Below are 13,015 nucleotides of genomic sequence, written 5' to 3' on the forward strand. Positions count from 1 at the left end.
CTCGAATCTGGATCCTCTCGGACAGGGCTTCCTGACTTGAACCGCTGCCGATCCTTTGCAAGAAATGCTGCGCCCGGCGTCGCACGCTCTTAACAAAACACTGACATCCCGGGCGTTATGCTTCCCCGTTCTACTTTGCATGAGCGGCATTGCTGATGCCCCAACCCGACACCCTGCCCGCCGTCATTGCGGGCCCCCTTCTTCGGCGCCTGGAACCCCGGCGACTGGTCATGTGGCTGGTGGGAAGCCGCGCCCTGGCCTTGACGTTGAAGCTGCATGTGCCTCAAGGCGAAACGCTGGAGATCGTCCTGGACGAACACCAGTGCCAAGTCGTCGCCGTTGGACGTCACGCCTTCATCCACCTGATCGACGTCGCACTGGACCATGAACTGCCCCAGGACGTCGCCATCGGCTACGACCTGCTGATCGATACCCAAGGCATTGCACAGTGGGCTGCGCATCTTCTGTACCCTGAAGCCGGCACTGCGAACTTCGTTCTGCATAGCCGCCTGCATCAGTTGGTGCATGGTTCGTGTCGCAAACCCCATCACCGTGCAGACGAAGGCCTGCTGTGCGTGGACCGGCTGCTCGCGACTGCGCCGCCCCCTACCGACCGCCCGGCCTTGCTGATGATGAGCGGCGACCAGATCTACGCCGATGACGTCGCCGGGCCGATGTTGCGCGCAATTCATGCCTTGATTGCACGCCTGGAGTTGTTCGACGAGTATCTGGAGGGCGCGGTGGTAGACGACAGCGCCAATCTCTATGAGCATCGTGCCAGCTATTACCACAGGGCCGACCTGCTGCCCGCGCTGGACAGCAACGAGACCCTGCGCGAGCGGTTTTTCGGCGGGGTGAAGAAGCCGATTTTCACCAGCAGCACCGCAGACAATCACCTCGTGAGCTTCGCCGAAGTCCTGGCGATGTACCTGCTGGCCTGGTCTCCCACGCCCTGGACGCTGATCACGCCCCAGCCGCCGCACTTGAGCCTTGAGGAACGGCAGCGTTACGCCCGCGAGCAAGTGCTGATCGATCGGTTTCGTGACGGCCTGCCGGGCGTTGCACGGGTCTTTGCCCATCTCTCGACCTTGATGATATTCGACGATCACGACATCACCGATGACTGGAACCTCAGCGCCCAATGGGAGGAAACCGCCTACGGCCACCCGTTCTCCAAACGTATCATCGGCAATGCCTTGCTGGCCTATATGCTGTGCCAGGGCTGGGGCAACCAACCGCAGGTGTTTGGCGAGCTGGTGAAACGCACCCAGGCCCTGACCGCCACGACACGCCACAGTCACCTCGACGCCAGCGCGCAGGATGAGCTGGTGCAAGCGCTGTTGAAATTCCAGCACTGGCACTACGTACTGCCGACCACCCCCGCGCTGGTGGTGCTCGACACCCGCACCCGGCGCTGGCGCAGCGAGTTCACCCTCAAGCAACCCTCCGGCCTGCTGGATTGGGAAGCCCTGAGCGAACTGCAACAGGAACTGCTCGACCACCCTTCGGCCATCATCGTCTCGCCCGCGCCAATCTTTGGCGTGAAGCTGATCGAGACCGTGCAGAAAATCTTCAGCTGGTGCGGCCACCCCTTATTGGTGGACGCCGAAAACTGGATGGCCCATCGGGGCAGCGCCCAGGTGATTCTCAACATCTTCCGCCACTCGCGCACACCGGGTAACTACGTGATTCTGTCGGGTGACGTGCATTATTCGTTCGTCTACGAGGTGCTGATTCGCCACCGCAATGCGGGCCCCAGGATCTGGCAGATCACCAGCAGCGGTATCAAGAACGAATTCCCGCCACGCCTGCTGGAATGGTTCGACCGTCTCAACCGCTGGCTCTACTCACCGCGCTCGCCGCTCAACTGGTTTACCCGGCGCCGGACCATGCAGGTGGTGCCGCACATTCCGGAACATGCCGAGGCAGGGGAACGGTTATGGAATTCAGCCGGGATCGGTCAGGTATTTTTCAACGATCAGGGCCAACCTGAGGCAATTTATCAACACAATGCAGACGGCAAGCCTCGGACGAAAATGATTGCACCGCACCCTTGACCGCACATCTGACCTATTCAAAGCGCATGGGCCGCGTTATACAGTAGCGTCAGCCACGGAGTATCGGCGTCAACCACAGCTCACGCAGGAAGCGCGTCGATGGACGATACAGCCGGTAACGAAGCACCGCGTAATGATTTTTCCGACCTCAGCACCGACCTGTTGCATGCCGTCATGGAGCTGGTCAGCGACGGGATATGGGACTGGAATGCCAATACCGGATTCGTCTACCGCAATCCCGGTTGGTACGAGATGCTGGGCTATTCGTGCCACGCCCTGGAAAACAGCGTATTCACCTGGGAAAACCTGATCCATCCTGAGGATTACCCCCGCGTGATGGCCGACTTTGATGACTATATCTGCCAACGCGCCCCTCATTACCGAGCCGAATACCGCTGTCGAAAGCACGACGGCACCTACCTCTGGATCGAAGATCGTGGCTACATCATCGCGCGTAACCCCGACAATTCGGTCGCGCGCATGGTGGGCGTGCACCGCGATATCCATACGCGCAAATGCTCCCTGGAACGCCTGCGAAAGCGTAACCAGTCCCTCGAAGCCCTGGTGGTCGAGCGCACCCTTGAACTGTCGCGCGTCAATCAGCAGCTGCAATTGCAATTGGACGAAAACCGCTCCCTGGCCGAACGGGACGCCCTGACCCGCATCGCCAACCGTTATCGCCTGGAAAAAGTACTGCTCGAACAGTGCGACCGCGCCGAACGCTTTCGCCTGCCACTGGCGCTGGTGGCCATGGATATCGACGACTTCAAGCCGATCAATGACCGACATGGCCATGGCGTAGGCGATCAGACGCTGGTACGGGTCGTGGAAGGCCTGGAAGCTTGCGTACGTGCCGGTGACTTGCTGGCGCGCTGGGGCGGCGATGAATTCATGCTGGTCTTGCCCAACAGTACGCTGCAGACGGCGAAAGAGCTGGCCGAACGGGTGCGTCATAAAATCCAGGAAATGCCCGCCGTGGGTGACGCCAGGATAACCCTGAGCCTGGGTGTAGTGGAGCGCCGGCTGGGCGAGTCACCGGCCGCTCTGATGACACGTGCCGATCAGGCGCTGTATCGGTCCAAGGCGGCGGGTAAGAATGGCGTGTCGGAATAACTCGCCGGCAACCTGACCTGACCGGTTCACCTTCGCAGTTGCCTTGACCTGACTCCCCTGCCCCCTGAAAATGCCCGACGTTTTTTGTCTCTCCCCGTTTACTGAAGTAGTGAAATTTCAATGTCCGATTCCTACACCGCTGAATCCGCCGAAGCCTCCGTAACCGCCTTGCACGCCAAAGCCGAGTACGAGAACGCCATCAATCTTTCACAGCATGTGCCAGCGGCCAAGATCATCAGCGAAATGGTGCTGGACGCGTTTCACACCTCCAAGGAAAGCGACCAGATCCGCGAGTTGCGCGTGGCTATCCGTCAGGCCCACGACGCTTTCGACGATGACAAGGCCTACGAGTTGATGGGCCAGCTCAAACAATTGAAAGACGCCGAAGCCGCCGATAACGCTGCCCTGGAAGACCTGAGCAGCAAGTTCTCCATCAGTCGTATCCTGTCCAGCTTCAAGGACGATCCCGAGTTTCAGGAGCTGGTCTACGGCTTGGCCCTCAAAGTGCTGAACCAGTCGCACCAGGCCATCAGCAACCCAAGCGCAGGCAAGGGCAAGGCCGCGCGCGCCAAGAAAGAAGCCGAGGTGTTTGTGATCAGCAAGGAGGGCGCCAGCGTCACCCTGCCACTGCGTACGCCGCGCTCCAGACTCAATGTGGACCGTGAAGCGTTCGAATTCCTGGGGTTCAACTTTGTCGGTGAGGGCGATGAAGCCGAGCCGGAGGTGGAAAGCTTTGTGGATAACGCCGGCACTGAACAGCCGCTGAGCCGCAAGAGCGTGATAGCTGCACTGCAACAGCAGACGGCCTTTGACGGCTACAGCATCGCCCAGCAGTAACGCATTGCCGGTCACGCAGCAGGACTGAAAGGTGGGAACGGGCTTGCCCTTTCCCACCTTTTGTATGCGGTTCAGCCCACACCCACGATCTGCGTGGCGAACACCTGGCGAAACCGTTCCATCTCCTGGCGGTTACCCACCGTCACCCGCACCCACTGCGGCCAGTTGCTCCACACACGCCCCACCAGCACATTCTGTGCAGCCAGCCGTTCGATCACCTGCTCGGCGGGTTGCTTGACGTCGATCATGAAGCAGTTGCTCTGCGACGCCGTGCATCTGAAGCCCTGATCCTTCAACCAGGCGATAGTCTCATCACGCAATGTGGCATTGAGCACCTTGCGCTGGCCCAGCAGCTTGACGTCTTCCAGGCTGGCATGGGCGCCCAGCAGGCTGGCACCGGCCGGCACGTTGTCGCCGCCGAACACGGCCAACTGCTCCAGCAATGCCGGATGGCCGACAGCGAGGCCCAGGCGCGCACCGGCCATGCCGTAGATTTTCGAAAAGGTGCGCAGCACCAGCAGGTCGTCGTGGTCCCTGGTCCAGCTCACGCAACTGGGGGCATCGCAGAAGTCGATATAGGCTTCGTCCACCACCAGTACGCTGCCTTTGGGTTTGTTCGCCAGCGCCTGGCGGATGGCTTCGGTTGGCGTCAGGGTGCCGGTCGGGTTGTTGGGGTTGCACAGGTACAGCATGCCGGCCTGGGGATCAGCCGCGAGCATGGCCGGTACATCATGGGCGTGCCCGGTATCGAGGTTGATTTCGCGCACCGGCGCCTGATTCGACGCGGCTGCCTGGCGCGGCACTTCGTAGGACGGCGTGGCCATCACCAGGCCACGGGTTGGGCGGGTGAATGCCAACACGGCATAGCGCAGCGCGGCCATGGAGCCGGCAAACACTGCCACGCTCTCTTCGCTAATACCTTGCTGCTGGGCAAACAGCGCAGCCAGCGCGTACATATGCCGATAGGGATAACGCCCCGATTCCGCGCTGCCCCGCTGCATCGCCTCAAGCGCCGCCGTCGACGGCCCGTAGGGGCTTTCGTTGTAGTTGAGCAATACCTTGTCAGAGGCCGCCGGCGCGGGGCTTGCGGCGGCCCAATCCAGGTGCCCCAGCACCGGCAAGGCCGCGCCCAAGGCGAGAAGAGATCGACGACTGACGCTGACCATGGCAACTACTCCTTGTAGACGAACGTGGGATTCGTACGGGTCGTACAGAGAAGTATGACGAGGAAAATGCCGCCTGATTTAGCGCTTTATTGTTGAGCAACACGCATGTAACACTCCCGATCGCGAAGCTGAATAGCCCCATGGCGGGCTCTAAATCGGCGGTTTCGCAAAGGAAAAATGGACGATCATGACTAAAAGGAGCGGGTGAGCACGTGATGCACAGACGGGAAAAAACCGAGCACCTGAAGAGCAACATCAGGTACTTGATCAAAAGTCGCGGCGAAACCCAGCTTTCGTTAAGCAGCGCCGCCGGCCTGACCAGGACCACCATCTACAACATCCTGGAAGGCAAGGTCGCCAACGTACAACAGTCGACCCTGCGAAAAATCTCCGACTTCTTCGGTGTCTCCTACGAAGAAATCGAGACCATCGATTTCGAGGCCAAGGAAATCATCGAGAGCCATGTTTCGCCCCTGGGCAATATGAACCCGGCGGCGGTGCCTGTGCTCAAGGAAAGCCTGGTCATGCAGCACCTGGGCAAGCGTATCGGTGAGCTGTCCACGCTTTTCCCCCTGACATACTACTTCGGCCTGTCCTGCAACTTGATCGGCGTACTGCTGGAACACGCCATTCCCGGCCTCAACGAGCCAGGGGACGTGCTGATCGTGCAAAAAGGCGCGTGCAGCGACGACAAGGAAAAGCTGGTGTACGACCGCGCCACCACCAAACTCTTCATTACCCTCGAACCCTGTGCGAACTCAGACCGCCTGTGTGTCATCGGCGATATCCTCGAGGAGCGCTTCAATGAGCATGCTTGAAGCACCGGTTGAAAACAGCAAATACAAGCTGCTGGGCTTTGAAAATGACAAGCGCCTGGCGGTGATCATGGTGATTGCCACGGGCAAGGTCATCAAGATCAAGCTCAGTGACGTGCTCAACAGCGAAATGATGGACAACTTCAACCGGATGGAAATCAAGAACCTCTACAAGAAGTTCTATTCACAAGGCGGTGCACTCACGGCGTATGACATGAACGACCGCAATGAAAACTCGTGGATGATCTACATCATCCTGAATTTGCTGCTGTTCACGTTTTATATCTTTACCAGTATTGCCGCGACCAAACCGATCTATCTGGAATCCATGGGCATCATCGTGACGCCGGGCACGTTCCTGTATCCCCTGACCTTTCTGATCGTGGACCTGCTGAATGAAAACTTCGGGCTGCGCCTGGCGCGCAGGGCGATTCTGTTTGCGTTTGCCAGTAACGCGATGATCATCATCCTGCTCTACGGCTCGACCTTTCTGCCCGGGCTGCCGGGCTGGAAACTCGATGGGCCGTACAACGACGTGATCCTGCAGGTCTCGTCGGTGCTGATCGCCTCGTCGGTGTCGTTCCTGGTGTCGGAGAACATCAACTCTTATCTGCTGTGCAAAATCAAGGAGCTGACCAACTCCAGGTACCTGTACCTGCGGATTTTCCTCAGTACGTTCTTTGCGGTCATTATCGACAGCGTCCTGTTCTGCTTTATCGCCTTCTATGGCGTGATGCAGACCAGCGATATCCTGAGCATGATCTATGTGCAGATCGCGATCAAAGTCGGCTTTGCGTTTTTCAATATCCTGCCGGCCTATGGGGCGCGGTCGTTGTTCAAGCGTTATCTGACCAGCGCCAACGCCTGACCATTGGCTGATGGATAACTTTGTGGGAGGGGCGGTGCGACGATTCGACTTGCCCCCGATGAGGCAGTGTCAGTCAGCGCATTTTTAACTGACACACCGCCATCGGGGGCAAGCCCCCTCCCACATTTTGACCTCACTTGGCTCCTGATCGAGTTACGTCAACTGCAGCTTGTGCTTGAGGCTGTGCATGACATCCGCCTTGTTCTGCAGATATTCATTCAAACCCCGGGCGCGCAGGTTGCACGCATCGCAGTTGCCGCAGCCTGTCCCTATGACGCCGTTGTAGCAGGTCAGCGTCTGCTCGCGTACCAGCTTCAACTGCTCGTAGTAATCGGCCAGGGCCCAGGTCTCGGCCTTGTTCAGCCACATCAGCGGGGTATCGAGGCGCACATCGTATTCCATGCCCAGCTTCAGGGCCTGGTTCAGCGCCTTGACGAACTCGTCGCGGCAATCCGGGTAACCCGAGAAATCGGTTTCGCACACGCCGGTGATCACGCTCTCGGCCTTCACTTGATAGGCGTAGATCGCGGCCAGGGTCAGGAACAGGATGTTACGCCCCGGCACGAAGGTGCTCGGCAGGCTTTCCCCTGAGCTGTTCACCGTGGGCACGGGGATGTTGTCACGGGTAAGGCTGCTGATCGCCAGCTCATTGAGCAGGGACACATCCATCACCTTGTGCACGGTGGCGCCCAACTGCTTGGCCAACGTGCGGGCCACGTCGATCTCCGCCACATGGCGCTGGCCATAATCGAAGGTGATGCAGTGCACTTCGTCATACTGCTTCAATGCCTGGATCAGGCAGGTGGTCGAGTCCTGCCCGCCACTGAAGACCATAACGGCTTTTTTACTCATTGCGTTGCTTCCTGCATTCGAAGAATTGGGTATAGGAGCGAGCTTGCTCGCGATCATAAAGGGCATACCATAAAAAACCCCGCGCTTCTTGCGAAGGCGGGGCCTTTACTGCTCAGACCACTCAGTGTGCGTAGGTCAGCAACAGCTCTTTCGGTACCTGGAAATCCAGGGACATCATCACGCTGAGCGCGGTGATGGTGAAGATCGAGAACACGAACAGCTTGCGCGCCCAGACGGTGTCATCCACCGCCTTGTAGCCGGTCCAGGCCATGTACAACCAGTACATGCCCATGGCCGCGGCGACGGCGAGGTAGCTCATGCCGGCGTAGCCACTGAAGGTCAACATCAAGGTCGCCACGAGGAAGGCCAGGATGTAGAGCAGGATGTGTTTCTTGGCTACCTGAATGCCACGCTTGACCGGCAGAACCGGAATCGACGCAGCCAGGTAGTCATTGAAGCGGAAAATTGCGATGGCGTAGGAATGCGGCATCTGCCACAGGCTGAACATCACCAGCAGCACCAGCGCGGCCATGTCGAAGCTATTGGTCACAGCCACATAACCAATCACCGGCGGCATCGCCCCCGACAGACTTCCCACCAGCGTGCCGTGCACCGACTTGCGCTTGAGGTAGAGGCTGTAGAGGCCGACGTAGATGACAAAGCCGATCACGGCAAACAGCGCCGCCAGCGGGTTGGCCACCTTGTACAACAACACCACGCCCGCAACACCCAGGACGGTCGCAAAGATCAGTGCCAGTTTCAGGGAGATAAGCCCCTGGACCAGCACGCGATTCTTGGTGCGCTCCATCTTGATGTCGATGTCACGGTCGATGCAGTTGTTGAACACGCATCCGGAAGCTACCACCAGGGACGTGCCGATCATTGCAGCCAGAAAGATGGCCAGATCGACATGCCCCTTGGAGGCCAGGAAGAAACCGCCCGCCACAGAAAGCACGTTACCGAAAATGATCCCCGGTTTGGTGATTTGGATAAAGTGCTTAAGCGACATCGGGTTTTACCTCACTTCGCCATCATGTAGGTGTGGATGCTGAACATGATCCACAGCGACAGACCAACCAGCAGAACGATCACCAGGCCTGCGAACACGAACGCAATCACGTTCTCGCGCTGCTCTTTGGAACGATCCAGGTGCAGGAAGTACACCAGGTGAACCAGGACCTGAATCACTGCGAACGCCAACACGATCATCAAGGTGATCGACTTCGGCAGGGTTGGGTACATCACCAGGCCGAACGGGATCAGGGTCAGGATGACCGACAGGATGAAGCCAATGGCGTAAGACTTTACGCTGCCGTGGCTTGAATCGTGGCTGTCATGGGAGTGTGCATTAGCCATTACAGAGTCCCCATCAAGTAAACGACGGTGAATACGCAGATCCAGACCACGTCCAGGAAGTGCCAGAACAGGCTCAGGCAGCTCAGGCGGGTCTTGTTGGTGTTGGTCAGGCCGTGCTTATTGACCTGATACATCATCACCGCCATCCACAGCAGGCCGGCGGATACGTGCAGACCGTGGGTGCCGACCAGCGTGAAGAACGCCGACAGGAAACCGGAACGGTGCGGGCCGTAGCCTTCGGAGATCAGCAGGTGGAACTCGTTGATCTCCATGCCGATGAAGCCCAGGCCGAACAGGAAGGTCAGTGCCAACCAGCTCAGTACGCCTTTCTTGTTGCCCTTGTAGAAGGCCAACATGGCGAAGCCGTAGGTGATCGAACTGAACAACAGCAAGGCGGTTTCGCCGAGCACGTAAGGCAGTTCGAAGATGTCGTGGCCCGACGGGCCACCCGCTACGTTGTTTACCAGTACCGCGTACACCGCAAAGATCGACGCAAACAAGATGCAGTCGGTCATCAGGTAGAGCCAGAAACCGAAGACGGTTATTGGCCCCGAGTCGTGGTGATGGTCATCGTGCCCATGGTCATCGACATGGGCGTGTCCAGCATTGGTCACTAAGTTCGACATGGTTTAAGCCTGTTCCAACGAGGTTTCTACACGGTTGGCCGGAATCTTCTTCTCGGCTACCAGGCGAGCGTGCTGCTCGGCTTCGATGCGTTCGATCGTTTCGACCGGCACCATGTAGCCTTGATCATCACGGGCAGCGTGAATGATGAAGTAACCGATAGTGCCCACCAGGCCCACGATCGCCAGCCACCAGATGTGCCAGATCATCGCGAAACCGAACACGGTCAACAGCGCACCCATCACCACGCCGGTGGCGGTGTTGTTCGGCATGTGGATCGGCTCGTAGTGCGCAGGTTTCTGGTACGCGGTACCGTCTTCCTTGGCTTCGGTGAACGCATCAATGGTATTCGCGGTAGGAATCACGGCGAAGTTGTAGAACGGTGGCGGCGACGAAGTCGACCATTCCAGGGTGTGGCCATTCCATGGGTCACCGGATTCGCAGGCGTTCTGCTTACGGTCACGGACGCTCACATACAGCTGGATCAGCTGGCAGGCGATGCCCGCAGCAATCATCAGCGCACCGAACATGGCAACGTACAGGTACGGCACCCACTCAGGGTTGGTGGTAGCGTTCAAACGACGGGTCATGCCCATGAAGCCCAGTGCATAGAGCGGCATGAACGCGACGAAGAAGCCCGAGATCCAGAACCAGAAGGCAGCCTTGCCCCAGCCTTCGTGCAGCTTGAAGCCGAACGCTTTCGGGAAGTAGAAGCTGAAACCGGCGATGTAACCGAATACCGCGCCGCCGATGATCACGTTGTGGAAGTGAGCGATCACGAACAGGCTGTTGTGCAGTACGAAGTCAGCACCCGGAATGGCCAGCAGTACGCCGGTCATGCCGCCGATGGCGAAGGTCACCATGAAGCCCAGGGTCCACAGGACCTGGCTGGTCATGCGCAGACGACCGTGGTAGATGGTGAACAGCCAGTTGAACAGCTTCACCCCCGTCGGGATGGAAATCAGCATCGTCGCCAGGCCGAAGAAGGCGTTGACGCTGGCCCCCGAACCCATGGTGAAGAAGTGGTGCAGCCACACCATGAAGCCCAGTACCGAGATGGCGCCCGAGGCGTAGACCATCGAGTGGTGACCGAACAGGCGCTTGCCGGTAAAGGTCGAGATCACTTCGGAGAAGATACCGAACGCCGGCAGGATCAGGATGTACACCTCAGGGTGACCCCACGCCCAGAACAGGTTCACGTACATCATTGGATTGCCACCAAGTTCATTGGTGAAAATGTGGAAATCCAGGTAACGGTCAAGCGACAGCAGCGCCATGGTAGCGGCCAGGATCGGGAACGAAGCCACGATCAGGACGTTTGCCCAGGTGCAGGTCCAGGTGAAGATCGGCATGTCCATCAGTTTCATGCCAGGGGCGCGCATCTTCAGGACGGTGGCCAGGAAGTTGACCCCCGTCAATGTCGTCCCGAGTCCTGATAACTGCAGCGCCCAGATGTAGTAGTCCACACCGACGCCAGGGCTGTATTGCAGGCCCGACAATGGCGGATACGCAACCCAACCGGTCTTGGCGAATTCGCCGACGCCCAGGGACACGTTGATCAGCACCACGCCCGACACCAGCAGCCAGAAGCTCAGGGAGTTCAGGAACGGGTAGGCAACGTCACGCGCACCGATCTGCAGCGGCAAGGCAAGGTTCATCAGGCCGGTGAAGAAAGGCATCGCCATGAAGATGATCATGATCACACCGTGGGCGGTGAAGATCTGGTCATAGTGTTCAGGCGGCAGGTAGCCAGGCGAACCCTCGGTGGCCATGGCCAGCTGGGTACGCATCATGATGGCGTCGGCAAAACCACGCAGCAGCATGACCATGGCCACGATGACGTACATGACGCCGATTTTCTTGTGGTCGACCGACGTCAGCCACTCGGTCCACAGGTAGGTCCACTTCTTGAAGTAGGTGATACCTGCAAACAGTGCCAGACCACCCAGCGCGATCATGGCGATGGTAATCATCACAATCGGCTCGTGGAACGGGACCGCATCCCAACTTAATTTACCAAACATCGTTTACTCCTCTGCCCCAGCAGTTGAATGCGCGCCTGTGTCAGAACCTTCAACCGCGGCCACTTCTTTCTTCTCGTGCTTGACCGGCTTGCCTGGCTTCATACCTTCGTACTTGTCGACGATTTTCTGAAACAGGTTCGGCTCAAACGCGGAGTACAGCGCGACAGGGTTGTTCTGGCTTGGTTTGGTCAGGGCGTCGTATTCAGCTTGATCAAGCTGTTTAGGTGCGGCCTTGACTTCGGCTACCCAGGCGTTGAAGTCTTCCTGGCTCGTCGAGATCGCTTTGAATTTCATGCCGGTGAAGCCAGCGCCGCTGTAGTTGGCGGAGATGCCTTCCATTTCAGCTTTCTGGTTGGCGATCAGGTGCAGCTTGGTCTGCATGCCTGCCATCGCGTAGATCTGACCGCCCAGGGCCGGGATGAAGAACGAGTTCATCACGGCGTCGGAGGTGATCTTGAAGTTCAGCGGGGTGTGCTCCGGGAAGCGGATCTGGTTCACGGTGGCGATACCCAGGTCCGGGTAGATGAACAGCCACTTCCAGTCCAGCGCGACCACTTCGATGTTGATCGGCTTGACGTCCGATTCCAGCGGACGGTACGGGTCCAGTGCGTGGGTGGACTTGTAAGTCACATAACCCAGGGCAATGATGATGAGGATCGGGACCAGCCACACCGCGATTTCGATCTTGGTGGAGTGCGACCACTTCGGCGCGTAGGTGGCGCTGGTGTTCGACGCGCGGTATTTCCAGGCGAAGGCGAACGTCATGATGATCACAGGCACCACGACCAGCAGCATCAGCAGGGTGGCGGTGATGATCAGGTTTCGTTCATCCAGACCGACCTGTCCTTTTGGGTCGAGCAAGGTCCACTTGCAGCCTCCCAGCATTAACATCATGCCAAGCAGCGGCAAAAAGCCTAGTAATCGGGGGTACCTGTTTTTACTCATCTCACGACCTCTAAAGCAGCTTGCGCAATGCAGTTGGGTTTTGATCGCCAACACTTCACCCTGCCAAGGGTTGGCATTTCTCTTCGATTGAATAAGAGCCTGCCCATCACGTCATAAAGGAACGTTTCACGGACCTGCGGTGAGTTCTTATTCGATTTCGTGGCTAAAGGCCTTGTTACAGACCAATTCCATTTGGTGCGGATAGTTGAAAGGCTGCCGGAACCTGGGATCGCACAGAGCCTTCCATCTGCTCCTCGACCGCTCCAATGCTCAAATATTGAACAGCACCGGACATTCAGTGCGGGCGATTGTAGTTAGCTAGCGATGTATAAACCATGTCTGATAAAGAAATAATTTT

General features: G+C 58.2%; 12 protein-coding genes. 5 read left to right on the plus strand and 7 right to left on the minus strand.

From position 1 onward, the window contains the following. Positions 1 to 155 precede the first annotated feature (155 nt). The 3 genes from TU82_RS15340 (at position 156) to TU82_RS15350 (ending at position 4,007) form a co-directional block, all read left to right on the plus strand. The gene (locus tag TU82_RS15340; protein WP_057724104.1) at positions 156 to 2,057 is read left to right on the plus strand and encodes an alkaline phosphatase D family protein; all 1,902 of its coding nucleotides are present in this window, start codon (positions 156 to 158) and stop codon (positions 2,055 to 2,057) included. 99 nt (positions 2,058 to 2,156) lie between these two features. Continuing rightward, on the plus strand, positions 2,157 to 3,170 hold the full coding sequence (locus tag TU82_RS15345; protein ID WP_057723993.1) for a sensor domain-containing diguanylate cyclase: 1,014 nt from the start codon (positions 2,157 to 2,159) through the stop codon (positions 3,168 to 3,170). A gap of 120 nt (positions 3,171 to 3,290) precedes the next feature. Beyond that, positions 3,291 to 4,007: a hypothetical protein gene (locus TU82_RS15350; RefSeq protein ID WP_057723994.1), complete on the plus strand. Its 717-nt coding sequence runs from the start codon at positions 3,291 to 3,293 to the stop codon at positions 4,005 to 4,007. Between the two features lie 71 nt (positions 4,008 to 4,078). Here the strand turns inward: TU82_RS15350 and ptaA are convergent, their stop codons facing one another. Continuing rightward, positions 4,079 to 5,173 (minus strand): pyoverdine biosynthesis transaminase PtaA, encoded by a 1,095-nt coding sequence (gene ptaA, locus TU82_RS15355; protein ID WP_057723995.1) that lies wholly within the window; start codon positions 5,171 to 5,173, stop codon positions 4,079 to 4,081. A gap of 215 nt (positions 5,174 to 5,388) precedes the next feature. Between ptaA and TU82_RS15360 the strand changes: the two genes are divergently transcribed. Together TU82_RS15360 and TU82_RS15365 are read left to right on the plus strand one after the other, a co-directional pair. Next, a complete protein-coding gene (locus TU82_RS15360) occupies positions 5,389 to 5,991 on the plus strand; it encodes a helix-turn-helix transcriptional regulator (protein WP_057723996.1) in 603 nt (200 codons plus the stop codon). Then, positions 5,978 to 6,856, plus strand: a complete 879-nt coding sequence (locus TU82_RS15365) for a queuosine precursor transporter (RefSeq protein WP_057723997.1) — start codon at positions 5,978 to 5,980, stop codon at positions 6,854 to 6,856. Before TU82_RS15360 ends, TU82_RS15365 begins: the two co-directional genes overlap by 14 nt. Before the next feature lie 153 nt (positions 6,857 to 7,009). On the opposite strand, the gene queC is transcribed toward TU82_RS15365, so the two are convergent. From queC to cyoA, 6 genes are all read right to left on the minus strand, one after another. Beyond that, a complete protein-coding gene (gene queC, locus TU82_RS15370) occupies positions 7,010 to 7,708 on the minus strand; it encodes a 7-cyano-7-deazaguanine synthase QueC (RefSeq protein ID WP_057723998.1) in 699 nt (232 codons plus the stop codon). A 121-nt stretch (positions 7,709 to 7,829) separates the two neighbouring features. After that, on the minus strand, positions 7,830 to 8,717 hold the full coding sequence (cyoE, locus tag TU82_RS15375; protein ID WP_003176002.1) for a heme o synthase: 888 nt from the start codon (positions 8,715 to 8,717) through the stop codon (positions 7,830 to 7,832). A gap of 11 nt (positions 8,718 to 8,728) precedes the next feature. Beyond that, positions 8,729 to 9,064 (minus strand): cytochrome o ubiquinol oxidase subunit IV, encoded by a 336-nt coding sequence (gene cyoD / locus TU82_RS15380; RefSeq protein ID WP_003194051.1) that lies wholly within the window; start codon positions 9,062 to 9,064, stop codon positions 8,729 to 8,731. Then, positions 9,064 to 9,690, minus strand: a complete 627-nt coding sequence (locus TU82_RS15385) for a cytochrome o ubiquinol oxidase subunit III (RefSeq protein ID WP_057723999.1) — start codon at positions 9,688 to 9,690, stop codon at positions 9,064 to 9,066. Before TU82_RS15385 ends, cyoD begins: the two co-directional genes overlap by 1 nt. 3 nt (positions 9,691 to 9,693) lie before the next feature. Next, complete coding sequence (cyoB, locus tag TU82_RS15390) at positions 9,694 to 11,712, minus strand: cytochrome o ubiquinol oxidase subunit I (RefSeq protein WP_057724000.1); 2,019 nt, start codon at positions 11,710 to 11,712, stop codon at positions 9,694 to 9,696. Positions 11,713 to 11,715: 3 nt separating this feature from the next. Beyond that, positions 11,716 to 12,657, minus strand: coding sequence for a ubiquinol oxidase subunit II (gene cyoA, locus TU82_RS15395; protein ID WP_057724001.1), 942 nt, complete (start codon positions 12,655 to 12,657; stop codon positions 11,716 to 11,718). Between the last annotated feature and the right edge of the window lie 358 nt (positions 12,658 to 13,015).

Origin of the sequence: Pseudomonas orientalis, assembly GCF_001439815.1 — a bacterium.
Taxonomy (GTDB): domain Bacteria; phylum Pseudomonadota; class Gammaproteobacteria; order Pseudomonadales; family Pseudomonadaceae; genus Aquipseudomonas; species Aquipseudomonas orientalis.